Here is a 24,225-nt window from a genome sequence, read left to right on the forward strand (position 1 = left end):
GGAGACATTTTAAGTGAGCAACCCTACCAATGAAGGGTATGAGTGTATCGGGCACGTCCGGCGTTTTCGCCCGCGAGTTCGACGCCATCGACCGGACAGTCCAGGTCGGTTTCGCGGGGGGCCGCGTCATCTCGGTGTCGTTCCCCGCCGAACCGCCGGGAGACGCAGACGGCGACCACGACCTGTTGGACCGGATCGACGCGTACCTCGGCGGCGAGCGCGACGAGTTCGCCGAGGTGGCGCTCGGCCTCACCGTGCCGACGGATCAGCGGGAGGTGTTGGAGGCGCTCCGGAGCGTCCCGTACGGCGAGGAGGTCTCAGTGAGCCGGCTCGCACGGCTCTGCGGATTTGATCCCGACGACCCTGACGACTTGGAGACCGTGACCGGCGCGCTCAATGACAACCCGATCCCGGTCCTGCTTCCGGACCACCGGGTGAGCGGCGGGCCGTACGCGACCCCGGGCGACGTCCGGGGCGAGTTCCGCCGCGTGGAGGGAATGTAGTCCGTTCGGGCCGGATTAACCGCTCAGATATCGAAGTCGGGCGTGTCGAACGCGCCCTCGTCGGCGTCGACGTCGTAGCGCTCGATCCCGGTGAGCGCCAGATCGAGCGTCGCCGCGGCGTCCCACCGGCCCGTGTTGATGACGAGGTCGTAGATGGACCGGTCCGACAGGTCGACGCCGTAGTAGGACTTGTAGCGCTGCTCCTCGATGACCTCGCGCACCTGCATCTCGGAGGTCATCTCCTCGCGCTCGGCCGTGCGGTCGGCGCGGACCTCGTCCGGGGCGTCGAGCCAGATCCGGATGTCGGCGCGGTTGCCGGCGATCCAGCCCGCGAGCCGCGACTCCAGCACGAACGCCTTGTTCACGGCGCCCCACTTCTCGGCGATGCGGCGGAGCCGCTGGTCGAGCGCCCGGTCTATCTCTTCGGATTCGCCGGTCTCCGCGATCAGCTGTGAGAGGCTCATGTCCCGCTCGGCCGCGATCTCGCGGAACAGCTCGCCGCCGGAGACGTAGCCGCAGTCGAGCGCCTCGGCGATCCCCTCGACGAGCGTCGTGGCCCCGCAGCCCGGCGGGCCGGAGACGGTGATGAACAGGTTCCGGTCGATCCGTCGGTCGGGCTCCGGCGAGGTGCCGCTCATGCGTGTTGCGCCACGGAAGGCCGTCAGATAAACGGGTCGGTTGCGCGAATTTCCGCGGAACCGACGGAGATGGGGTCGGTTGCGCGAACGCCTCACGAGGATCGACGCAACGGATTTCCCTTCCCGAGCCCTCGTGAACGTCGTGAGCGAGACCACGGACCGCGGCGACGAGGCCGCCGCGCGGGCGCTCCTCAGAGACGCGGTCGAGCGCGGCGCGATCGCGGACCCCGAGTTCGACCCGGAGACGGTCCCGATCGCCGACGCCGACGTCCTCGCCCGGCTCTCGCCGCCGGTCCGTCGCTGGTGGGTCGAGCGGTTCGGCGGGTACGTCGGCGAGAACGGCGGCTTCTTCACGCCGCCGCAGCGCGAGGCGATCCCCCACGTCGACGACGGCGAGAACTGCCTCGTCGCCGCGCCGACGGGCAGCGGGAAGACGCTCGCCTCCTTCCTCGCGGTCCTCGACGACCTCTTCGCCCGCGACCGCGCCGGCGACCTGGAGAACTCCGTCTACTGCCTGTACGTCTCGCCGCTGAAGTCGCTCGCGAACGACATCGAGCGCAACCTAGAGGCGCCCTTGGCCGGGATCGGCGAGGCGGTCGCCGCGGCGGAGGGAGGCGACGGCGACTCGACGAGCGACGCCGACGCGGCCGGCGAGTCCGACAACGACGAAGACCCCTACGACCCCGGCGTCAGGCAGGCGATCCGCCACGGCGACACCTCGAAGGCGGACCGGCAGGCGATGCTCTCGGAGACGCCGCACGTGCTCAACACCACGCCGGAGACGCTGGCGATCCTGCTCAACTCGCCGAAGTTCAAGGAGAAACTGCGCACCGTCGAGTACGTGATCGTCGACGAGATCCACTCGCTTGCGGCGAACAAGCGCGGCACCCACCTCTCGGTGTCGCTGGAGCGGCTGACCGAGCTGGCGCGGAACGGTGAGCGGGAAGCAGAGACCGAGATCACCCGGATCGGCTGCTCGGCCACGGTCGAACCGCTCGACGGGATCGCCTCGTTCCTCGTCGGGCGCGAGCGCGTCGCCGGCGACGTCGGCGCGGTCGACGGGTTCGAGACGCGCCCCTGCGAGGTGGTCGACGCGCGGTTCGCGCGGGAGTTCGACCTCGAACTCCGGACGCCCGCCGCCGACCTGATCCACACGCCGCGGTCGGCGGTGACCGACCGCTTCTACGAGTCGCTCCGCGAGCTGATCGAGTCCCACGAGAACACGCTGGTGTTCACGAACTCCCGGTCGGGCGCCGAGCGCACGCTCCAGGAGCTCCGGCAGCGGTTCGACTACGACGAGTCGGACTCGGGCTGTCACCACGGGAGCCTCGGCGAGGCCCAGCGGACGCGCGTCGAGGAGGGGCTGAAGTCGGGCGATCTCGACGTGGTGACCACCTCGACGAGCCTGGAGCTCGGCATCGACATGCCCCACCTCGACCTGGTGGTCCAGGTCGGCTCGCCGAAGTCGGTCGCGGCGCTGCTCCAGCGCGTCGGTCGCGCCGGCCACAGCCCCGGCGAGACCGTCGAGGGGCGGGTGTTCGCCCTCGACCGCGACGAGCTGATCGAGTGCGCGACGCTGCTCGCCCGCGCAGAGGACGGGTTCGTCGACCGCGTGTTCCCGCCCGAGGGCGCCTACGACGTCGCCGCCCAGCACGTCTACGGGATGGCCATAAACCGGGTCCGCCCCGACCGCGAGATTCGGGAGGTCCTCCGTCGGGCGCACCCGTACCGCGGCTTTGACGACGCGGCCTACGAGCGGCTGTTCAGGTACCTCACCGGCGACTACGACGGGCTGGAGGCGAAGAACGTCTACCCGAAGGTGTGGCGCGACGCCAACGACGCGCCGGACGGCGAGCACCATCACCCGGAGTTCCCCGTCGGCGAGCTGCTCGTGGGGAAGCGGGGGCGGCTCGCGCGTGTCATCTACATGACGAACGTGGGGACGATCCCCGACTCGTTCACCTGCGACGTGTTCACGCGCGACGACGAGTGGGTCGGCACCCTCGACGAGTCGTACCTCGACACGCTGGAGTCCGGCGACGTGTTCGCGCTGGGCGGCGAGCGGTTCGCGTTCCGCTACCGCCGCGGCTCGAAGGTGTACGTCGACCGCACGAGCGAGCGCCCGACGGTCCCCTCGTGGTTCGCCGAACGCCTCCCGCTGTCCGCGGACCTCGCCCGCGAGGTGTTGGCGTTCCAGGCCGAACTCCTCGACCGGCTGACCGGCGACGGTCCGAGCGCCGGTCCCGCCGCGGTCCGCGCGTGGCTCCGCGAGTTCCCCCTCGACGGGAACGCGGTCCGCGCGCTCGCCCGCATGTACGACGAGCAGGTCAGGTACGCGGACCCGGGCTCGGTCTCGACGCCCGACCGCATCGTCGTCGAGGAGGAGCTCGACCGTAACGAGTACAAGCGTCGCTTCTACGTCCATTCGATCTACGGCCGCCGGTTCAACGACGGACTCTCGCGGCTCGTCGCGGCCGCGGTCGCGAACCGCACCGACGCCAACGTGGCGGTCGCGGTCGCGGACCGCGGGTTCTCGCTCGCGCTCCCGTTGAACCGCAAGGTCGACGTGGCACAGATCCTCGCCGGCCTCAACCCGGAGACCGTCCGCGAGGACCTCCGCGAGGCCGTTCAGGGGACGGACCTCCTCCAGCGCTACTTCCGGATCAACGCCGGGCGCGCGCTCCTCATCCTCAAGCGCTACAAGGGGTACGAGAAGTCGGCCGCCGAGCAGCAGGTGTCCGCCGAGATGCTGCTGTCGTTCGCGGCCGATCTGGAGGAGTTCGCTGTGCTGGAGGAGACGTACCGCGAGCTGCTGGAGGACCGGCTGGACGTCGACGGGATCCGCGAGGCGGTCGGGCGGATCGCGACGGGCGACCTGGCGGTGGAACACCGCGTCGTCGACTCCCCGAGTCCGCTCGCGTTCGGACTCGCGACGCTCGTCGACTCCGACACCGTCATCGCCGACGACGAGTCGGCCGTCCTCCGGGAGTTCCACGCCCGCGTGATGGAGGAGATCGGCGAGGCGCCTCGGGGCGCCGGGAGCGACGAGGCCGGTGACTGCGGCGTCGGTGACCGCGATGCCGAACCGCCCGCGGACCGCTGATCGGACTGAGACGGCGGATCACGGCCGGAGCGGCTCGGTCGGGAGCGGGTCGGGAAGCCCGTCCAAGATCAGCGTCGTGTAGTGGAGGAAGACGACCAGCGCCGCGAGCGACAGCAACAGGAGGAAAAGCAGGATCAGGCGCTCGTCGCTGCGGACGACCGCGGCGGTGTCCGCGAGGAACTCCGTCCGCGGGCGACGCTCGGGCATCGTCGACTGTTGCGCCCGCGTTCGCTTAAAAGTAGCCGGTGGGGCGGCGGAGCGGTCGATTCGGCCAACTCGCTCGCGGCCGCTCAGTCGTCCGAGGGCGACACGGGGGACCGGCCGAGCGGCTCGCCGTCGACGGGCTCGTCGGGGTTCGCGTCGACGGCAGCGTCGCTCAGCCCGAACTGGGCGTCGACGTCGGCGTCCTCGCGCACGTGGACGGTGCCGCGGTGGACCGCGATGGCGTCCGCGAGGTGAAGCCGCACGGCGTCGAGCAGCACCTCGGCTTCGAGGGGCTGGCCGCGGCGCTTGATCTCGTCGACGTCGGCGCCCGGCGGCACGTCGAACGCGCGCTGGGCGATGACCGGGCCCTGGTCGAGGTCGGTCGTGACGTAGTGAGCGGTGACGCCCGCGATGCGGACGCCGGCGTCCTTCGCCTGCCGGTACGCCTCGGCGCCGGGGAACGCCGGCAGCAGCGAGGGGTGGACGTTGATGATCCGGCCCTCGTACCGGAAGACGACCTCCGGAGAGAGGATGCGCATGTAGCGGGCCAAGGCGATGAGGTCCACGTCGTACTCGGCCAGGAGGTCGAGCAGGCGTCCCTCGTCGGTGTTGCCGTTGCCGTCGCCCACGTCGTAGAACGGCTTGTCGTAGCGCTCCGCGAGCGACCGGAGGTCGCCGCGGTTGCCGATGACGACGGGGATCTCCGCCTCGGCGTCGTCGTCGGCCAGCTCGCCGCTGGCCTCGGCCTCCAGGAGCGCCTCGGGCGCGTGCGTCTCCTTCGTGACGAGCAGCGCGACGCGGCGCGCGTCGCGGTCGCTCGGGAAGCGGACCTGGATGTCGACGTCGAGCTCGCGGCCGAGCTCGGCGAGCGCGCGGCGGAGCTCGCCGCGGGAGGTCTCCATCTCCGACGCGTCGACGCGGGTCGTCATCCGGAAGACGCCCTCGCGGACCGCCTGATCGAGGTCCTCGATGTTGATTCCCCGCTCGAACAGCAGGGAGGTGACCCGCGCGATGAGTCCGGTCTTGTCTCCTCCGACGACCGTGATCTCGGTCAGTTCGCGGGTCATGCGACGATCACCTCCGCGGGTTCAAGCGGCTGCATACACCGCCTCCAACAGGCGGAGGGCTTTGCCCCTTTCGTTCCGCGCGGTCCCTGCCTCCCGCACGAACGACCGATCTGTATCCACGAACGTGCCTATAAACGGCGTTCCAAAACGGTTTTTACACACGACTCCGCACCAACGGGTATGACCGCGTACACGGCGACGGTGACGGTCCGGCTGAAGCGGGGCGTCCTCGACCCGGAGGCCGAGACGACCCAGCAGGCCCTCGAACGGCTCGGGTTCGAGCTGTCCGACCTCCGCTCGGCGGACCGGTTCGAGGTGGACCTCGACGCCGCCGACGCCGACGAGGCCGCCGACCGCGCCGACGAGATGGCCGAGCGGCTGCTCGCGAACCCCACGATCCACGACTACGACGTCGCGGTCGCGGAGCGATGACGGTCGCCGATTCGGCCGTTGCGGCCGCCCGCGGGAGGTGGGCGGCGTGACGGTCGCCGTCGTCCAGTTCGGCGGCTCGAACTGCGACCGCGACGCCGTCCGCGCCCTCGACCACCTCGGCGTCGACGCCGAGCGCGTCTGGCACGAGGACGGCCTCCCGACCGACCCCGACGGGATCGTTCTCCCGGGGGGGTTCTCCTACGGCGACTACCTCCGCGCCGGCGCGATGGCCGCCCGAGCGCCCATCATGGAGGAGGTGCGGGACGCGGCCGACGACGGCGTCCCCGTGATCGGCATCTGTAACGGCGCGCAGATCGGTTCGGAGTCCGGGCTCACCCCCGGCGCGTTCACCACGAACGCCTCGGCGCGCTTCCAGTGCGAGCCGGTCCGCCTGCGCGTCGAGCGCGCGGACACGCCGTGGACCGCCGCCTACGACGAGGGCGACGTGATCGAGGTCCCCATCGCGCACGGCGAGGGGCGCTTCGAGATAAGTGAGGCGGCCCACGCCGACCTCGTCGCCGACGACCGCGTCCTGTTCCGTTACTGCGACGCCGACGGGAACGTCACGGACGCCGCCAACCCGAACGGGTCGACCGACAACGTCGCCGGCGTCCTCGGCGAGCGCGAGACGGTCGCCGTGCTGATGCCCCACCCCGAGCGCGCCACGCTCCCGGACCTCGGGCGCGGCACCGACGGCGCGGGGATCCTGCGGGCGTTCGCCTGACCGGGTTCGCGGTTCGCCTGAGTCGGCTCTCGGTTCGCCCGAGGCGGCTCTCGGTTACCGCGCTCGCGCGGCCTCTCCGGTCTGTTCCGTCTCCGTCGCCCTCGTAGCTGTCCCGCCCGTCTCCTCGCGCTCCAGTTCGCGCTCCACGGCTCGCTCGAACTCCGCCTCCGTGAGCTCGCCGGCGGCATACGACTGCTGGAGGCGCTCGACCGGCGTCTCGTCGAGGTCGCTCGCGTCCGTGCCGTCGTCGCTCTCGCTCGCGAGCAGCTTGACCCCGAGGAGGCCCGCGGTGAGCAGTACCGCGACGGTGAGCAGCGCCACGAGGGGAAAGACGAACATCCAGCCGCCCATCCCGCCCGCCATCCCCGAACCGGCCATACCGCCCATCAGCGGCGCGACGGCGTCGAGAACGATCATGTGTAGTAGTTACAATTCCGCAAGTAAATACACCACGCCCGTTCGCGGGTCGTGAGACCGCGCTCGGTCGTCGCGAGTCGACGGGTCGGTTCGCTCGCCGCCGTTCGGAAACGACGCTCGCGGCGTCCCCGCACGACTTTTGCGCCCGGCCGCCGAATCGGTCGGTGTGAACGCGCGACACATCGACCACGTCAACCTCCGGATTCCCGCGGACGGCGCCGACGCCGCCCGCGAGTTCTACGGCGAGCGGCTCGGCTTCGGCGTCGAGGATGCGCTGTACGCGGCCGGCGAGAAGCCCTTCTTCGACGTGCGGCTCTCGGCGACCGCGGTGATCCACCTCTGGCCGACCGACGAGTTCGAGCGGCCGACGAAGACGAACTACGACCACGTCGCGGTCGTCGTCGAGGAGTCGCCCGAGGAGATAGAGCGCGAACTGGCAGAGGCCGGCGTCGAGGTCGAGAAGACCCTCGACTCGCCGCTCGGCGCGACCGGGGAGGCGGGTGCGGTGTACGTCAGGGACCCGTTCGGGTATCGGGTGGAACTGAAGGCGCGGGTGTGAGACCGGCGATGCGCCGTCGTTCCCCGCAGATCCCCCGAACGGGTTCGCCCCGCCGAGCAACCCTCGCCCCGACGCGGTCGTTTAAGAGTCCCGAGCGACAGGGTCGGGTATGAGCGAACAGCAGCCGAGATCCGACGACGACGAGCGGCGTCGTCGCCGGGAGGACACGGACCGATTCGCCGGCGGGAAAGACGAGGAGCTGCGGAGCCGCGAGGTGACCGAGGGGCCGGACAAGGCGCCGCACCGCGCGATGTTCCGCGCGATGGGGTTCGACGACGAGGACCTCTCCTCGCCCATCATCGGCGTGCCGAACCCGGCGGCCGACATCACGCCGTGTAACGTCCACCTCGACGACGTGGCCGACGCCGCGCTCGACGGCATCGACGCCGCGGGCGGGATGCCCATCGAGTTCGGGACCATCACCATCTCCGACGCCATCTCGATGGGGACCGAGGGGATGAAGGCGAGCCTCATCTCGCGGGAGGTCATCGCGGACTCCGTCGAGCTCGTCTCCTTCGGCGAGCGCATGGACGCCCTCGTGACGGTCGCGGGCTGCGACAAGAACCTCCCCGGGATGATGATGGCCGCGATCCGGACGGACCTCCCCAGCGTCTTCCTCTACGGCGGCTCGATCATGCCCGGCCAGCACGACGGGCGCGACGTGACGATCGTCCAGGTGTTCGAGGGCGTCGGGACCTATGCGCAGGGCGACATGGACGCCGACGAGCTCGACGACTTGGAGCGCCACGCCTGCCCCGGCGCGGGCTCCTGTGGCGGGATGTTCACCGCGAACACGATGGCGTCGCTCTCGGAGGCGCTCGGGCTGGCGCCGCTCGGCTCGGCCTCGCCGCCCGCCGAGGACGAGGAGCGCTACGCGGTCGCCGAGCGCGCCGGCGAGCTGGCGATGGACTGTATCGAGAACGACCGCCGGCCCTCCGACATCCTCTCGCGGGAGTCGTTCGAGAACGCGATCGCGGCCCAGACCGCGATGGGCGGCTCGACGAACGCGGTGCTCCACCTGCTCGCGCTCGCGGGCGAGGCCGACGTCGACCTCTCGATCGAGGACTTCGACGAGATATCCCGCCGAACCCCGAAGATCGCGGACCTCCAGCCCGGCGGGAGCCGCGTGATGAACGACCTCCACGAGGTCGGCGGCGTGCCGGTCGTGCTCCGCCGCCTGCTGGAGGCCGACCTGCTCCACGGCGACGCGATGACCGTGACCGGCCGGACGCTCGCCGAGGAGATTGCGGAGTTGGAGGAGCGCGGCGAGCTCCCGGACGAGTCGGAGATCGAGGCCGACTTCCTCTACACGGTCGAGGACCCCAAGGAGGCGGAGGGCGCGATCAAGATCCTCGACGGCAACCTCGCGCCGGACGGCTCGGTGCTGAAGGTGACCGGCGACGACGAGTTCTACCACGAGGGGCCCGCCCGCGTGTTCGAGAACGAGGAGGACGCGATGGAGTACGTCCAATCGGGCGGTATCGAGTCCGGCGACGTGATCGTCATCCGGAACGAGGGGCCCCGCGGCGGGCCCGGGATGCGCGAGATGCTCGGCGTCACCGCGGCCGTCGTCGGCGCGGGCCACGAGGACGACGTGGCGCTGCTCACCGACGGCCGCTTCTCGGGCGGCACCCGCGGCCCGATGATCGGCCACGTCGCGCCCGAGGCTGCCGTCGGCGGGCCGATCGGGCTCATCGAGGACGGCGACCACGTCACCGTAGACATCCCCGAACGCGACCTGACGGTCGACCTCTCCGACGAGGAGCTCGACGAGCGCCGCGAGTCGTGGGACGCGCCCGAACCCCCCTACGAGGGCGGCATCCTCGCGAAGTACGGCCGCGACTTCGCTTCCGCCGCCGACGGCGCGGTGACGAACCCGCGGCTCACGCGAGACTTATAAACGAGACGAGCGGCTGTTTTTTGGATTTATATGTGCGGTCGCGCGTGCCTGCGAGCGGCCGCCGGTGGCGGCCGCGAGGAGCACGCGCGAGGGAGTCAGTCGCCGGAGCGAAGCGGAGGCGACTGACGAGGCTGGGGAGGGTTGAGGCTGCTGTGCGGGGCGGTGCGGGGCGGGACTCAAAGGGGCAGTCGTGAGGACGGCGCAGGCGACGTAAGCACCGCAAGGAGCGAGTGTAACGAGCGACTGCGGAGCGCAGCGAGCGTGCGCCGTCCTCACGACTGGGGCTTTGGAGGTATTCACCGTCGATCTGCGATCAGTCATCGCGGAGACCGTCGGTGGATTCCGGATTCTATATCGAGAATTACTTGATCTACGCCTTGCTCGTTCCGCCGTCGGTCTTTGCGGTCTTCACCGACTCGGCGCGCCAGACGTTGCTGCGGCGGCCGGCGCGCGACAGTTCCATCTTCACGACCGAGCCAACCGGTAGGTCCGCGACGCGCTCGCGGGCGTCCTCGTCTGCGTACTCGACGACGTGGTACGTCTCGTTGCGGGGATGGGCACGTACCGTGGTACATTCGTGATCGTTCTGTGCGGAAATGACGGTGTACGCGTTCGATTGTGACATCTTAACTGGTTATAGCTGGACATCCTATTTCAAATCTCCGTATATTCACTACGGTCGTGACCGAAGTCGTAATACCGATATAAGGGATTGAAGCTCTGAAACGACCGTGAGGGATAGGCCCTCGTTCGGCGGGCGGAGGCACACCGAACCGCCCGCGGACCACCATACCTATTTCCGCCGGCGGCGAACGCGAGCCATGGACCGAGGCGACGGGCCGGAGAGCGAACCGACCGCCGGCGGTGTGACGGATCCCGATACCGTGACGGACACCGACGCCGTGACGGCTGACGGCGAGACGGGCGCGGAAGGCGTGGCAGGCGCAGAAGGCGTGACCGACGCGACCGCCGGCGGCGTGGCGCTGTTCGTCGACGGCCCGAACGTGTTGCGCGAGGAGTTCGACGTCGACCTCGACGACGTGCGGCGGGCCGGCGAGGCGGAGGGGCCGCTGGTGACCACCCGCCTGTACCTCGACGAGCACGCGACGCCGGGGCTGATCCAGGCCGCGGAGGCCCGCGGCTTCGAGGTCGTCATCACGAGCGGCGACGTCGACGTGAAGCTCGCGGTCGACGCCGCGCGGTTCGCGGCCGAGGGCCGGATGGACACCCTCGCGATCGCCTCCCGCGACACGGACTTCAAGCCGGTCGTCGAGACCGCGAACGGCTACGGGATCCGGACGCTCGCCATCGCGCCCGGCGAGTTCGGTCGCTCCGACGCGCTGCGGAACGCCGCCAACGGCTCCGTGACGCTCGACGGCGATACGAAGAGCGAGTCCGTGAGCGACGAGGACGAGACGACCGCGGAAACCTCTTCGACGCAGTAGCACTGGGAATCGAGCTCGATTAGAGACGTCGCGGATCGACGACGACCGCCTCCGAAGTCCCAGCCGCTTATTTATAACCGAATCACTGTATTCTGGAGAAGAGCACCTCCAAAGCCCCAGCCGCGAGGCGGGCGCACGCTCGTTGCGCTCCTCAGTCGCTCGCGTTGCTCGCTCCTTCCGGTGTTTACGTCGCGCGCCGTCGCCCTCGCGGCAGCGTGGCGCTACGCGCCACGGGCAGCCGGCGGCTCCGCCGCCGGCGACTGCCCCTTTGAGTCCCGCCCCGCACAGCACCGCAGCCTCACACCTCCCCAACCTCGCCGCTCGCTCCCGCCGGTCGCTCGCGGCGTCCCTCACACGCGCTCCTCGCGGCCGCCGGGGGCGGCCGCTCGGAGGCGCGCGCTGACCGCACCGCCCTTATATATCACCGGTGCCGCCGCTTTGCCACCGTTTAAATACTGTCTCGCGCCGGCCGGATCGGCTCACCGCCGCCTCCCACGCCGGAGCCGTCCTACCAGAAGGGCGCCGACGCCCCCCGCGAGTCCCGCGCCGCCGACGAGGACGACGCCGGTCGCGACCCCGCCGTACCGCGCGGCCGCCGCGTCGATCCCCACCCGGATCCACCCGAGATCCGGCACCGCGAACAGCGCCTTGCCGGCGATCCACTCGTCGGGGACGACCGGCGCGATGCCGGCGCTCTGGTCGTACAGCTCGTTCGCGTCGCCGTACGTGACGTACCCGTCGTACGCCGCCGGACAGGTCGCGAGTTCGTCGCAGTCGCCCGCGAGGAGCTCCGGGTCCGCCCGGTCGGTCCAGTCCTCGCCGGCGTCGACGGGAAACGCCAGTCGGTGGAACACCGGTCTCCCACCGGCGCCCGGAACCGTGTAGACGACCACGTCGCCCGCCTCACCGAGGCGCGTCGGGGCGTCCGGGTCGGCGGCGGTCGAGAGGTCGCCCCACGGCGCGCGGTCGGTGTCCGTGACGACGACGAGGTCGCCGCGCTCGACGCCGGGCGCCATGCTACCGCTCTCGACGGCGACGAACGGCGGCCACGTCCCGACGAGCGACCCGAGCAGGACCGCGATCAGGAGGACCGCGACCGCGGGCGCGACGAGACCGGTGCGATCGGGGCGACGGCTGCTCACGCCCGATACGGGGACCGGCGACCGCTTGAGGCTGTCGGCCGGGTCCGGCGATGACCGCGCCGGCCGCGACGCGCTCGCCGAGCGGACCGCCGATGTCACAAAGCCTTAGGTTCGTCCCGGTGAGGTGCGAGTATGACCGATCGCCTCCCTCCGCTCCACGACGCTCACGACGCGCGCGGCGCCAAGTTCACCGACTTCGGCGGCTGGCAGATGCCGGTCGAGTTCGACTCGATCCGGACGGAACACGCGGCCGTCCGCGAGTCCGTGGGCGTCTTCGACGTCTCGCACATGGGGGAGATCGAGGTGGCCGGCCCGGACGCGACAGCGCTGATGAACCGGCTCACGACCAACGACGTGACCTCGCTCGACCCCGGCGACTCCCAGTACGCCGCGATCACGAACGAGGCGGGCGTGATGCTCGACGACACGGTCGTCTACCGACTTCCGGACGGCACCGCGGCCGGCGAGGGGGCCGCGTCGCTCGCGGACTTGGAGGACGCCCACGGCGGCGACCTCGACGCGCCGAGCGGCGACCCCGCCTACCTCTTCGTGCCGAACGCGGGCCACGACGAGCAGATGGAGGACCGCTGGACCGCGCACCGCGACGAGTGGGACCTCGACGCGACCGTCGCGAACGCCACCGACGACTGGGCGATGCTCGCGGTCCAGGGCCCCGACGCGGCCGACGCCCTCGACGAGGCCACGCCGCGCGACCGCGTCATCGACCTCTCGAAGTTCGAGGCGACGGCGGCGGCCGTGGCGGACACCGAGAGCTGGGTGGCGCGCACCGGCTACACCGGCGAGGACGGCTTCGAGGTGATGTGCCCCGCCGGCGCCGCCGAGGCCGTCTGGGACGCGTTCGTCGACGCGCCGCGCGAGGCGCAGCCGTGCGGGCTCGGCGCGCGAGACACGCTCCGCACCGAGATGGGGTTCCTGCTCTCCGGACAGGACTTCGACCCCGAGAACGAACCCAGAACGCCCTACGAGGCCCGGATCGGGTTCGTCGTGAAGCTCGACACGGAGTTCGTCGGCCGCGACGCCTTGGAGGCCCAGAAGGAGCAGGGCGTCGACGAGAAGTTCGTCGGCGTCCGCCTCCGCGAGCGCGGCGTGCCCCGCGGCGGCTACGCGGTCACCGACGGCGACCTCACCCGCGTCGGGAAGCTCACCTCCGGGACGATGAGCCCGACGCTCGACGAGCCGATCGGACTCGGCTACCTCCACGAGTCGTACGCCGACGCCGGCGCCGAGGTGAGCGTCGTCGTGCGCGGCGACGAGAAGCGCGCCGAGGTCGTGATCCCGCCGTTCCTCGATCGGTGAGGGTTGTCAGCAAGGACCGAGCAACCCTCATGAGACCGGCCCGAGAAGCGCCGGTATGGCACCGACTGATCCCGCGAGCGACGCGACCGGCGCACCGGAGTCCGACCTCGCCGTCGCGCGAGCGACCGATCCCCGCCCGATCGAGGACGTCGCTGCCGACCTCGGTCTCTCAGCCGACGACGTCGAGCGCCGCGGCGATGGCGTCGCGAAGCTCACGCACGCGGCGGTGCGCGAGGCCGTCGGCGGCGCCGCGGGCGCTGGCGACGGGGCGAGCGCGGCCGACGCGCCGGGCGAACTCGACGGGACGACCGTCCTCGTGACCGGCATGTCGCCCACCCCGAAGGGGGAGGGGAAGACGGTTACGACCGTGGGGCTCGGCCAGGGCCTCGCGGAGCTGGGCGAGCGGACCGCGGTCGCCGTGCGCGAGCCGTCGCTCGGCCCGGTCTTCGGGATCAAGGGCGGAGCGGCCGGCGGGGGCTACTCGCAGGTCTTGCCGATGGAGGCGATCAACCTCCACTTCACCGGCGACATCCACGCGCTGACGTCGGCGCACAACCTCCTGGCGGCCGCGCTCGACAACCGCCTCCATCAGGGGAACGACGCGGAGATCGACGCGCGGCGGGTCCACTGGCCGCGCGCGCTCGACGTCAACGACCGCGCGCTCCGCGAGACGGTCGTCGGCCTCGGCGGGACGGCGAGCGGCGTCCCCCGCGAGGACGAGTTCGTGATCACCGCCGCCTCGGAGCTGATGGCGGTCCTCGGGCTGGCGTCCGACCTGGAGGATTTAAAAGCGCGGATCGGTCGCATCGTCCTCGCCGTCGACGCGGACGGCGAGCCGGTGACGCCGGACGACCTGGGCGTGACCGGCGCCGCGGCCGCGCTGCTCCGCGACGCGTTCCGTCCGAACCTCGTCCAGACGGTCGAGGGCGTTCCGGCGTTCGTCCACGGCGGCCCCTTCGCGAACATCGCGCACGGGACGAACACGCTCGTCGCGGACCGAGTCGGCGCCGCGCTCGCCGACTACCTCGTCACCGAGGCGGGCTTCGGCGCCGACCTCGGCGCGGAGAAGTTCGGCAACATCGTCGCGCGGGAGGGGATAGTCCCCGACGTCGCGGTCGTGGTCGCCACCGTCCGCGGCGCGAAGCGCCACGGGCTGGAGATGTGGCCGACCGACTTCGACGCCCTCGCGGAGCCGGACCCGGGCGCGGTCCGCGCCGGCGTCGACAACGTCGCGAAACACGTCTCGATCGCCGAGTCGTTCGGGATCCCGACGGTCGCCGCGATCAACGTGTTCGGCGACGACACGGAGGCCGAACTGGCGGCGCTGGAGGAGGCGATCGCGGACCGCGGGATCCCGGTCGCGCGCTCGACCGCCTACCGCGACGGCGGCGCGGGCGCGACCGACCTGGCCGAGCTCGTCCGCGAGCGCGCCGGGACGGGCTCGTTCTCGCCGCTGTACGACGTCGACGCGCCGATTCGGGAGAAGATCGAGACCGTCGCCCGCGAGGTGTACGGCGCCGCGGGCGTCGAGTACGTCGACGGCGCGGCCGACGACGTCGAGCGCGTCGAGGGGTGGGGGTACGGCGACCTGCCCGTCTGCCTCTCGAAGACCCCGTACTCGCTGTCCGGCGACGCCGCGCGGACCGGGGTGCCGGAGGGGTGGACGCTGACGATCCGCGAAGTGACACCCTCGGCGGGCGCCGGCTTCGTCGTCGCGAAGACCGCCGACGTGATGACGATGCCGGGGCTCCCCGCCGAGCCCGCCGCCGAGGACATCGACGTCGACGCCGACGGCGACGTGACCGGGCTGTTCTGAGGCGGCGACCCTCGCGGCGCCCTCGGGGAGACGGCGCCCGCGCCCCGTCGATCGGCCTACTCCCCGACGCGCTCCTTTCGCTTGTCGACCACTTCCACGTCCGCGATCCGCGTGTCGGGATACCCCCCGTCGGCGTCCTTCTCGGCGGCCTTGACCATGTCCCAGACGGTGTTGAGGCCGGTCGTGACGCCCTCGAGCGCCTCCATCTCGCAGCCCGTCTTCCCGGTGGTCTCGACGGCGACGGTCAGTTCTATCCGGTCGTCGCCGACAGAAAATTCGGTGTCGACGTTCGTGATGGGGATCTGGTGGCACATCGGGATCGTCTCCCAGGTGTGTTTCACGGCCTGGACCGCGCCGATCCGGGCGGTCGCGAGCACGTCCCCCTTCTCGACCGCGTCGGCCTCGACCGCTGCGACCGTCTCCGGCGTCAGCCGGATCTCGCCGCGGGCGACCGCGCGGCGGCTACTGTCGGGCTTCGCGCCGACGTCGACCATCTGGACGTCGCCGGACTCGTCGGTGTGGGTCAGCGCGTCCGCGCCGGCGGGCTCCGCGCCCGCTCCGTCGGCCCCCCTGTCGGCGCTGCCTTCCTCCTCACTCATTACGCATCGCCTCCGGCAGCCGGTCGGGTAAGTCCGTCGCCACCAGCCCGGCACCGTTCGCTTCCGCGGCCGCGTCGCCCGCGCGACCGACGACGTACGCGCCGACCGCGGCCGCGCGGAACGGGTCGGTCACGGCCGCCAGCGCGCCGACCGTCCCCGCCAACACGTCTCCGGTCCCGCCGACGGTCATTCCGGGGTTGCCGGTGCGGTTCAGCCGGGCGCCGTCGGCGTCGGCGATCACGTCGACCGCGCCCTTCACGAGCAGCGCGTGGTCCAGTTCGGCCGCGAACTCGCGGACCAGTTCCGCGCGCTCGTCGGGCTCTTCCGCCGTCTCGCCGCCCATACCGACGAGTTCGCCTTGGTGGGGCGTACAGATCAGTTCGGCGTCGGTGTCGACGTCGGGGACGACTCGGAGCGCGTCCGCGTCGACGACCGCGCGCCCCTCGAACGCCGTCAGGAACTCGCGGACGAACGCCTCGGTCCCGTCGCCGCCCCCGAGCCCAGGTCCGAGGACGACGACGTCGTTCTCCGCCGCGAGCGACGCGACTCGGTCCGCGTGAGCGGGCCCGACGCGGTCGCCGGGCAGCGCGCGGACGATGAGGTTCGGCGAGAACCCCTGGACCGCGCCGGCGACGGACTCGGGACACGCCACGCTGACGAGGTCGGCGCCCGCACGGAGGGCGGCGAGCGCGGACAGCGTCGGCGCGCCGGTGTACGGCCCCCCGCCGACCACCAGCACCTCGCCGTTCTCGCCCTTGTGGGAGTCCGGGTCGCGGTCGATCCCGAGCAGGTCGCCCGGGCCGGTGAACCGCTCCGCGGCGGCCGGGATCCCGATGTCAGCGACCGTGACGGCGGCGTCTAGCGAGTCCAGTCCGGGCTTCTCGTCGTGGAACGTCACCACGCGGTCGGCGTGTACGGCGACGGCGCCCTCGTCGGCGTCGACGGAGGTCTCCCCCGAACCGCCGGTCGGATCCCCGGTGTCGGCGTCGATACCGGAGGGGACGTCGACCGCGATCACGGTCGCGTCGCTCGCGTTGATCGCGGCGGCCGCGGTCCGTTCCGGCTCCCGGAGCCCGCCCGAGATTCCGGAGCCGAGCATCGCGTCGACGACGACGTCCGGGTCGTCGCCGTCGGGGCCGGTGAGGTTGAGGCCGCGAGAGTCGGCGACGGCCTCGCGCGGAATCTCCGCGCTTTCGAGCGCGTCCCAGTTCTCTCGCGCGATATCGGTCCGGATCGCCTCGGGGCGACCGAGCAGGGAGACGGTCACGTCGTACCCCTTCAGGAACCGCGCCGCGACGAGCGCGTCGCCGCCGTTGTTCCCGCGGCCGCAGACGAGCGCGACGGTCGCCCCGGGGTCCGCGACGGCTCGCACCTCGCGGGCGACCGCGTTGCCGGACGACTCCATCAGCTGTTTGCGGGGCACGCCGAGCGCGGCCGCGTTGGCGTCGACGGCCGCCATGCGGTCGGTCGTGATCATAGTCGTCGGTTCGGGCGCCGAGGGATTAAGCGGGCGGGGTCGGGGCGTGCCGCCCGCTGGCGGCCCCGGAGCGCGGTCTCGAGAAATGAAAATGTTGAAGCGGTCAGGTGGTGAAGTCCGCGAATGACCGTGGTACTCGCAGTAGCCGTCGGCGCGGACGACGACCCGAGCCCCGCCCCGATCGGCGCAGTCCCCGCCGACAGGCCTCTCCGCGGCGGCCCCGGCCGCCGGCAGCCCCCCAACCGCCAGACGCGACCATGAACATCGGCTTCTTCACCGACAGCTACTTCCCCGGCATCGACGGCGTCACCTACACCATTCAGGCGTGGCGCGACCGCCTCGAGTCCCGGGGGCACGACGTGTACGTCGTGTATCCGGAGAGCAGCCACGAGCCCGACGAGCGCGAGATACCGGTCCCCTCGCTGCCGAACCCCTTCTACCGACAGTACCGCCTCCCGACCTACCGCCGCCTGTCGACGCTCCCCGACCTCGACGTGGTCCACTGTCACGGCCCGGCGTCGACCGGCCTAATGGGACTTCGGTACGCGAAGCGGTACGGTGCGACCTCGGTGTACACCCACCACACCCCCGTCGAGGACTACTTCGTTCAGGGGCTCAAGTCGGAGCGGCTCGCCTCGCTCGCCGGGCGGGCGTACGTGGCCTACGAGAACCGCTTTTTGAACGCCTTCGACTGCGTCACGGCATCTACCTCGCGGATCCGCCGCGACGTGGAGCCGTACCGGCTCCCGGTCGGGATCGAGATGGACCGGTTCCGGCCGCGCGAGGGGGCCCGGGTGGCCGCGCTCGCGACCGACGGCGGCCCGACCGCGGCCGACGCGCCGGTAGTCGGGTACAGCGGCCGGATGACCCACAAGAAGAACGTCGACGAGACGCTCCGGCTCGCCGAGCGGCTGCCCGAGGTCCGGTTCGAACTCGTCGGCGAGGGACCCGTCCGCGCGGAGCTGGAGGCGGACGCGCCGGAGAACGTCCGGTTCCACGACTTCCTCCCCCGGGAGGAGCTCCCCGACTTCTACGCCGCCCTCGACGTCTTCCTCACGGCGTCGACCTGCGACACGCTCGGGCTCTCGACGCTGGAGGCGAACGCCTGCGGCACCCCGGTGGCCGCCGCGGACGTCGCGCCGTTCGACGAGACGATCGGTCCCGAGAACGGCGCGCGGTTCGCGCTCGGCGACCTCGACGACATGGAGCGCGCGGTCCGCGACTGCCTCGACGGCGACAGGGACACCCGCGCGGCCGTCGAGCGGTTCTCTGTGGAACAGACGATAGACGAACTCGAATCGATATACGGGGTGGCCGGGTAGATGGGCGCGGACAACGTCGACGCGTTCCAGCGGTTCATCTTCTCGGTGCCGCGACTCCGGCTTCAGGCGGTCGCGCTCGTCCTCCTCAGCGCCGTGTACGGCGTCGCCACGTTCGCCGGAATCCGGCTCTTCACGCCGTTCGCTCCCGACCCGTCGCAGATCGTTCCGGTGGCCGCCCTCATCTTCCTGATCCCGTTCGTCGTCGCCGCGGAGCTGTTCCCCCGCGTCCTCGACGGCTACCCGCGGCCGTGGAGCTACTTCCTGGCGCTCACCTCGCAGTTCGTCCTGTTCGTGTACGCGCTGGTGCTCACCGGCGCGAACAACGTCGGGAACGCCTGGAGCATCATCTGGCTGAGCTTCATCACGCTGTACCTGATCAACATCCTGGTGCTCGTCGTCTCGACGGGCATCGACCGCTCCGACCGGATCCTCCTCGTGTCGCTCGTCGAGCCGGCGGCGCTCATCACCGCGTTCTACGCGCTGGGCGGCAGCGACCTCGGCTTCTCGACGTACCGCCACGTGTTCGCGTTCGCGTCGCTGCTCATTGCGGCCGGCTTCCTCGTGCTGGTCCTCCTCGTCGTCGACTACCTGATCAAGAGCAACACCGACGTCTCGGCGTTCGCGCTCACCTCCGGGCTCCTCCGGAACGACCGCGAGTCACTCGATCTCGGCGTCGAGGCCCGCCCGTCCGTCGAGACGTTCGCCGTCGACAACGGGGACCGGCTCACGGTCGCGGCCCCGTGGGTCCACCCGGGCCCCCTCGGCGGCTTCGGCGGCGGCCAGCTGAGCGGAAACCTGATCGACGCGCTGAACGACGGCCGCGAGGCCGACGGGGGCGAGCGCGACCGCGACGAGGCCGCGACCGACGGCGGTGTCGGGGCCGCCGCTGACGGCTCGGCCGGGTTCTTCTTCCACGTCCCGTGTACGCACAAGGAGGACCTCTCGAACCCGGCGGACGCGGAGCGGATCCTCGACGCGGTCGCGGCGCCGGAGCGGACCGAACGCACGTCCCGGCTCGTCACGGAGTCCTACGGCGAGCGAGAGGGGTACGCCGACGTGCGGTTCCACGGCCGCCGGATCGGCGACAAGGAGGTGATCGTCCTCCACGGCGAGGGGATCGACGACTACGACACCGGCGTGTTCATGCGCGACGTCGACAACGACGAGGTACTGTTGATCGACCAGCACAGACACGACATCCAGAACGGCCCCGACGTGGAGATCCAGTACGGCTCCGCCGAGGCCGACCGCCTGAAGCGCGCGTTCGACGAGTTCCGCGAGCGCCTCGCGGACGCCGAGCTCGCGGACGACTACGCCGCCGGGTTCGCCGTGACGCGGACCGGCCAAGACGCGCTGGCGATGGTCGAGGCCGTCGACGGCCAGGAGGTGCTCTGGATCGGGGTCGACACGAACGGACTCACCCCGGACGTGCGGGCGACCGCCGACGCCTACCGCGAGGAGTTCGACGCGGTGATCCCCTTCTCGACGGACACCCACGCGTCGATCCACGAGCTGGCGAACATGCGCGAGTCCGATGTCGACGCCATCGAGCGCGCGGTCGACCGCGCCGTCGACGACGTCGCGCCCGCGACGGTGGGATTCGAGAGCCGCCGCACGGAGCCGGTGAAGCTCCTGAAGAACGACTACAACGGGCTCGTGTTCAGCGTCAACATCCTCATCCGCCTGACGATCATCTCGCTCGTGACGCTGTACGCGCTGCTCGTGCTGTGGCTGTTCTTCTGAACCAGGGCCAGCGCCAGCGGAGCCGCCCCCGAGCGAGCGGTCCCCGTCGCTTTTGTGCGCTCCCGTCGACGCGTCCCCATGGTCTCGCGAGCCCTCCTCCTCGGAACCGGCCGGTCCCCGAAACGCGCGCTCGGCGCGGTCGCGGCCGCGTTCGCCGCCGCGTCGCTCCTCGTCGCCCTCCCGTGGGAGCCGATGCGGACCACCGGACGGTACCCGATCTGGGCCGCCCTCGTCGCGGTCGGCCTCGCGGGCGCCGGGTACGCCGGTCGGCACCGCGGCGGCCTCGTCGCGGGGTGGGGAGCGACGTTCCTCGCGACGATCTGGATCTACGTGATCCCGCCGCTCGCGGCGGTCGTTCGCGGCGATACGCTCGACGCCGGCGGCTACGCGGTCCCGCGACCGTCGATCGTCGCGCTGAGTCCCCGCGCCGAACTGCTGACCGGACTCCGGATCGGCCCGGTCGTCGCGCTCGCGATAGCGCTCACGCTCGGGAGCGCGGCGTTCGCGCTGGGGGTGGCACTGCGGCGTCGCTCGGAGGGAACCGGCGGTCCGTGACGACCCGCGCTACTCGAACGCCTTCACGCCCAGCGCGGAGGCCGAAGCGCCGCCGATCACCATCGGCAGCCAGTAGACCGCGCCGCGGAACACGAGGACCGCGGCGGTGATCGCGGACGCGGCGACCCCGGTCGTGGGGACGAGCAGGCCGACGAGCGCGGCCTCGATGCCGCCGAGGCCGCCGGGCAGGGGCGTCGCGCCCGCCACGTACGACAGGGGGACGACGAAGACCGGGATCAGCGGCGAGATCGGGTGGCCGACCGCGGCGAACGCGGCCGTGAGCGCGGCCGCCTGGAAGAGCCAGCCGAGGAGCGAGAGCGCGACGATCCCGAGGAGCCGCGGGCGGTCGGTGCCGACGCGCTCGATGTCGGCGAAGAAGTTCCCCAGCCGGTCCGCGAGCCCGGCCTCGATCGTCTCGGCGTCGAAGCGGTCGAACCGGCCGAGGAACGGCCCGATCGCGCCCGGAACGCGGTCGACGACCGCCACGCGGTAGCGCCAGACGAACGCGATCGCCGAGACGATGGCGGCGATCAGCGCGACCGCGCTCGCGACGGCGAACCCGACGCGGTCGCCGACCGCGGTGGTGGCCGCGTACGACCCCACGCCGAGGAACACGAGGGACACCGAGGGGACGACGTTGAGCACGTCGACGCTCGCGATGCCGACGAGCCCCGTCTCGTAGCGCGCCTCTCCCACCTTCGAGATGAGGGCCGCGGCGACCGGCTCGCCGCCCGCCTGCCCGAACGGGGTGACGTTGTTCGCGAAGGCGGCGCCGCTGTAGACCAAAAAGGCGGTCCGGACCGACATCTCGACGTCGAGCGCGCCCAACACGGCGCGCAGCATGAGGCTCCACGCCGCGAGCCAACAGAGGCCGAGACCGGCGGTCAGGGCGACGAGGACCGGGTCCGCGGCGGCGAGCGCGTCGACGACGCGATCGACCCCGACGACGACGAAAAGCACCGCGAGGAGGAGGACGGCGCCGCCCGCCCCCAAGATTAGCGCGCGCCGTTGTGGGCCTTCCATAGGCAGGGTGGCGCCGTAGCGAACTTGAAACGTCTGCTTCGCGTCCGTCGGGCGAAGGCCGCCTCCCGGGACTGCGTCCCGTCGGCGGCCCCCGCGGTGCCGGGCCGAGAATGAGAATACATACGTACCGCCGGGCCGACGGCCCACCCAATGGAAGATCAGCGGTTCCTCGAGTCGGAGTGGGACTACTGCCTGGTTCTCGACGCATGCCGGTACGACGTGTTCGCGGACGTGTACGACGAGTACCTCGACGGCACGCTCGAGAAGCGGAAGAGCGTCGGCTCCTCGACGCCGGAGTGGGCCTACCGCACGTTCACCGACGACCACGACATCGCGTACTTCTCCGGGAACCCGTTCATCAACGACCTCGGGATCCCGCTGAACGAGCTGAAGTGGGGCGCGAGCTGCGACTACGAGTGGACGGCCTCCGAGCACATCAGCGACATCCACGACGTCTGGAAGACCGACTGGGACGACGACCTCGGGACCGTCCCGCCGGAGGGGCTCGCGGACGCGTTCCACCGCAACCAAGACGCCGTCGAGCGCGCCGACCGCACCGTCCTCCACTACATGCAGCCGCACGCTCCCTACCTCTCCCGCGGGAAGGGACAGAAGCTCAAGCAGATCCAGAAGGGGATCAGAGAGCAGGGGGAAGAAGAGGCGAGCGACGGCGGCGACGACGACGGCGGCCTGCTCTCCTCGCTCAGCGACACCGTCCGGCCGAAGATCGAGAGCCGGCTGGACGACAGCGAGTTCGCACAGAAGGCCGGCCTGTGGCTCGAACTCGACCCGAAGGACCTCGTGAAGGACGGCACGCGCGTGACCGCGCTGTCGATGTACGAGGAGAACCTCCGGATCGCCTTAGAGAGCGTCTCGGAGCTCGTCGAGGAGCTCGACGGCGACGTAGTCGTCACCGCCGACCACGGCGAGGCGTTCGGCGAGGAGGGCGTCTGGGAGCACCACATCGAGACGTACATCCCCGCGCTGATGGAGGTCCCGTGGCTGGAAGTCGAGTGACCGGCCGCGAGGGGTCCCGAGACGCGAGCGCCGCGCGGCCGCGAGCGCCGCTCCACCGATGAAGGTCAGCCACTACTTCGAGTTCGAGGAGCACGTCACCGGCGGCATGGCGGCGTCCGTCGACCACCAGCGGAAGATGTTCGACCGGACCGGGATCGAGTACACCACCGAGCCGACGCTGGACGCCGACGTGCTCCATCTGAACCTGATGGGGCCGCGCTCGGTCTGGTACGCGCGCCGCGCCCGGAAGGCGGGCGTCCCGGTGGTCGCGCACACCCACGTCACCGCCGAGGACTTCGGCGACAGCTTCCGATTCACTAACGCGCTCGCGCGGCCGCTGAAGCCGTACCTCCGGCGCGCCTACGGGCTCGCCGACCGGCTCGTCTGTCCCTCCGAGTACAACCGCGACGTGATCGAGGGGTACACCGACGCGCCGACCACGGTGATCTCGAACGGCGTCGACCGGGAGAAGCTCGACGGGTTCGAGGCGCTGGAAGCCGAGTACCGCGAGCGCTACGACCTCGATTCGCCGACGGTGTTCATGGTCGGTCACGTGATCAAGCGGAAAGGGTTGGAGACGTTCGTCGAGACCGCCCACCGAACCCCCGACGTGGACTTCGCGTGGTTCGGCCACATCGACCGCTCGCTGAAGGGTCGCGAGACGAAGCGGCTCGTCGACGAGGCGCCGTCGAACTGCACGTTCACGGGGTTCGTCGAAGACATCCGCGGCGCGTACGCCGCGGGGGACGTGTTCTGTTTCCCGACCCACGAGGAGAACGAGGGGATCGCGCTGCTGGAGGCGATGGCGGCCGGAAAGCCGGTCGTCGTCCGCGACATCGAGACGTTCTCGTGGCTGAAGGACGGCGAGGACTGCCTGAAGGTGGGCGACCGCGACGACGGGGAGGCCGGGACGGGCGACCGGGACGACCGCGCTCGCGGCGACGACGTGGAGGGGTTCGTCGAGGCCATCGACGAACTCCGGGACCCGGACCGGCGGGCGGAACTCGGCGCGAACGCCGCCGAACGCAGCGAGGCGTTCTCCCTGTCGGCGATCGCCGAGCGCTACCGGGACCTGTACGCGGATCTGGTCTGAGTATCGGTGGCATTCGTCCGTGAGTAACGAGATATGAACGACGCTCTTCCGTAGGAGATTGTTGATACTGGCGAGCTGTCGCTGTCGTGTCGAAGAGGACAAGGACACCGCGTCAGCGGTGTCCGACAC

General features: G+C 71.1%; 23 protein-coding genes. 14 read left to right on the top strand and 9 right to left on the bottom strand.

The window, feature by feature from the left end:
* Positions 1-38: 38 nt before the first annotated feature.
* Complete coding sequence (locus C466_RS11585) at positions 39-503, top strand: MGMT family protein (protein ID WP_004595798.1); 465 nt, start codon at positions 39-41, stop codon at positions 501-503.
* A gap of 23 nt (positions 504-526) precedes the next feature.
* Here C466_RS11585 and cmk read toward each other — a convergent pair whose 3' ends face one another.
* Complete coding sequence (gene cmk, locus C466_RS11590; RefSeq protein WP_004595797.1) at positions 527-1,141, bottom strand: (d)CMP kinase; 615 nt, start codon at positions 1,139-1,141, stop codon at positions 527-529.
* Between the two features lie 133 nt (positions 1,142-1,274).
* Here cmk and C466_RS11595 point away from each other — a divergent pair, with 133 nt between their 5' ends.
* A complete protein-coding gene (locus tag C466_RS11595) occupies positions 1,275-4,244 on the top strand; it encodes an ATP-dependent helicase (protein ID WP_004595796.1) in 2,970 nt (989 codons plus the stop codon).
* Positions 4,245-4,262: 18 nt separating this feature from the next.
* Here the strand turns inward: C466_RS11595 and C466_RS11600 are convergent, their stop codons facing one another.
* Positions 4,263-4,451, bottom strand: coding sequence for a hypothetical protein (locus C466_RS11600; RefSeq protein ID WP_004595795.1), 189 nt, complete (start codon positions 4,449-4,451; stop codon positions 4,263-4,265).
* An 83-nt stretch (positions 4,452-4,534) separates the two neighbouring features.
* Positions 4,535-5,515 carry a formyltetrahydrofolate deformylase gene (locus tag C466_RS11605; protein ID WP_004595794.1) on the bottom strand — a complete coding sequence of 327 codons (981 nt, stop codon included), beginning with the start codon at positions 5,513-5,515 and terminating at the stop codon, positions 4,535-4,537.
* Positions 5,516-5,695: 180 nt separating this feature from the next.
* On the opposite strand from C466_RS11605, the gene purS reads away from it, so the two are divergent.
* Both purS and purQ read left to right on the top strand, forming a co-directional pair.
* Positions 5,696-5,947, top strand: coding sequence for a phosphoribosylformylglycinamidine synthase subunit PurS (gene purS, locus C466_RS11610; RefSeq protein WP_004595793.1), 252 nt, complete (start codon positions 5,696-5,698; stop codon positions 5,945-5,947).
* A gap of 46 nt (positions 5,948-5,993) precedes the next feature.
* The gene (gene purQ, locus C466_RS11615) at positions 5,994-6,671 is read left to right on the top strand and encodes a phosphoribosylformylglycinamidine synthase I (RefSeq protein WP_004595792.1); all 678 of its coding nucleotides are present in this window, start codon (positions 5,994-5,996) and stop codon (positions 6,669-6,671) included.
* A 54-nt stretch (positions 6,672-6,725) separates the two neighbouring features.
* Here purQ and C466_RS11620 read toward each other — a convergent pair whose 3' ends face one another.
* Entirely contained in the window at positions 6,726-7,088 is a 363-nt protein-coding gene (locus C466_RS11620) for an SHOCT domain-containing protein (RefSeq protein WP_004595791.1), read from the bottom strand.
* Between the two features lie 166 nt (positions 7,089-7,254).
* Between C466_RS11620 and C466_RS11625 the strand changes: the two genes are divergently transcribed.
* Together C466_RS11625 and ilvD are read left to right on the top strand one after the other, a co-directional pair.
* The gene (locus C466_RS11625; RefSeq protein WP_004595790.1) at positions 7,255-7,647 is read left to right on the top strand and encodes a VOC family protein; all 393 of its coding nucleotides are present in this window, start codon (positions 7,255-7,257) and stop codon (positions 7,645-7,647) included.
* Between the two features lie 109 nt (positions 7,648-7,756).
* Positions 7,757-9,547, top strand: a complete 1,791-nt coding sequence (gene ilvD / locus C466_RS11630; RefSeq protein ID WP_004595789.1) for a dihydroxy-acid dehydratase — start codon at positions 7,757-7,759, stop codon at positions 9,545-9,547.
* A gap of 370 nt (positions 9,548-9,917) precedes the next feature.
* On the opposite strand, the gene C466_RS11635 is transcribed toward ilvD, so the two are convergent.
* Complete coding sequence (locus C466_RS11635; protein WP_004595788.1) at positions 9,918-10,172, bottom strand: hypothetical protein; 255 nt, start codon at positions 10,170-10,172, stop codon at positions 9,918-9,920.
* Between the two features lie 196 nt (positions 10,173-10,368).
* Here C466_RS11635 and C466_RS11640 point away from each other — a divergent pair, with 196 nt between their 5' ends.
* Positions 10,369-10,992: an NYN domain-containing protein gene (locus tag C466_RS11640; protein ID WP_004595787.1), complete on the top strand. Its 624-nt coding sequence runs from the start codon at positions 10,369-10,371 to the stop codon at positions 10,990-10,992.
* 479 nt (positions 10,993-11,471) lie between these two features.
* Here C466_RS11640 and C466_RS11645 read toward each other — a convergent pair whose 3' ends face one another.
* Positions 11,472-12,134 (bottom strand): S26 family signal peptidase, encoded by a 663-nt coding sequence (locus C466_RS11645; protein WP_004595786.1) that lies wholly within the window; start codon positions 12,132-12,134, stop codon positions 11,472-11,474.
* A gap of 132 nt (positions 12,135-12,266) precedes the next feature.
* Between C466_RS11645 and gcvT the strand changes: the two genes are divergently transcribed.
* On the top strand, positions 12,267-13,451 hold the full coding sequence (gcvT, locus tag C466_RS11650) for a glycine cleavage system aminomethyltransferase GcvT (RefSeq protein ID WP_004595785.1): 1,185 nt from the start codon (positions 12,267-12,269) through the stop codon (positions 13,449-13,451).
* Positions 13,452-13,506: 55 nt separating this feature from the next.
* Positions 13,507-15,267: a formate--tetrahydrofolate ligase gene (locus tag C466_RS11655; RefSeq protein WP_004595784.1), complete on the top strand. Its 1,761-nt coding sequence runs from the start codon at positions 13,507-13,509 to the stop codon at positions 15,265-15,267.
* Between the two features lie 56 nt (positions 15,268-15,323).
* Here C466_RS11655 and moaC read toward each other — a convergent pair whose 3' ends face one another.
* Both moaC and C466_RS11665 read right to left on the bottom strand, forming a co-directional pair.
* Positions 15,324-15,866, bottom strand: a complete 543-nt coding sequence (moaC, locus tag C466_RS11660) for a cyclic pyranopterin monophosphate synthase MoaC (protein WP_004595783.1) — start codon at positions 15,864-15,866, stop codon at positions 15,324-15,326.
* Positions 15,859-17,343, bottom strand: a complete 1,485-nt coding sequence (locus C466_RS11665) for a bifunctional ADP-dependent NAD(P)H-hydrate dehydratase/NAD(P)H-hydrate epimerase (RefSeq protein WP_004595782.1) — start codon at positions 17,341-17,343, stop codon at positions 15,859-15,861. Before C466_RS11665 ends, moaC begins: the two co-directional genes overlap by 8 nt.
* A 257-nt stretch (positions 17,344-17,600) precedes the next feature.
* Between C466_RS11665 and C466_RS11670 the strand changes: the two genes are divergently transcribed.
* From C466_RS11670 to C466_RS11680, 3 genes are all read left to right on the top strand, one after another.
* Positions 17,601-18,665 carry a glycosyltransferase gene (locus tag C466_RS11670; protein ID WP_004595781.1) on the top strand — a complete coding sequence of 355 codons (1,065 nt, stop codon included), beginning with the start codon at positions 17,601-17,603 and terminating at the stop codon, positions 18,663-18,665.
* Positions 18,666-20,408: a DUF2070 family protein gene (locus C466_RS11675; RefSeq protein ID WP_004595780.1), complete on the top strand. Its 1,743-nt coding sequence runs from the start codon at positions 18,666-18,668 to the stop codon at positions 20,406-20,408. It begins immediately after the preceding gene.
* A 78-nt stretch (positions 20,409-20,486) separates the two neighbouring features.
* Entirely contained in the window at positions 20,487-20,963 is a 477-nt protein-coding gene (locus C466_RS11680; RefSeq protein WP_004595779.1) for a hypothetical protein, read from the top strand.
* Positions 20,964-20,972: 9 nt separating this feature from the next.
* On the opposite strand, the gene C466_RS11685 is transcribed toward C466_RS11680, so the two are convergent.
* On the bottom strand, positions 20,973-21,986 hold the full coding sequence (locus tag C466_RS11685; RefSeq protein WP_049897437.1) for a lysylphosphatidylglycerol synthase transmembrane domain-containing protein: 1,014 nt from the start codon (positions 21,984-21,986) through the stop codon (positions 20,973-20,975).
* A 150-nt stretch (positions 21,987-22,136) separates the two neighbouring features.
* Here C466_RS11685 and C466_RS11690 point away from each other — a divergent pair, with 150 nt between their 5' ends.
* Together C466_RS11690 and C466_RS11695 are read left to right on the top strand one after the other, a co-directional pair.
* Entirely contained in the window at positions 22,137-23,003 is an 867-nt protein-coding gene (locus C466_RS11690) for a hypothetical protein (protein WP_004595777.1), read from the top strand.
* Between the two features lie 58 nt (positions 23,004-23,061).
* Entirely contained in the window at positions 23,062-24,096 is a 1,035-nt protein-coding gene (locus tag C466_RS11695) for a glycosyltransferase family 4 protein (protein ID WP_004595776.1), read from the top strand.
* Positions 24,097-24,225 lie beyond the last annotated feature (129 nt).

This window comes from Halorubrum distributum JCM 10118 (genome assembly GCF_000337335.1).
Lineage (GTDB): Archaea > Halobacteriota > Halobacteria > Halobacteriales > Haloferacaceae > Halorubrum > Halorubrum distributum.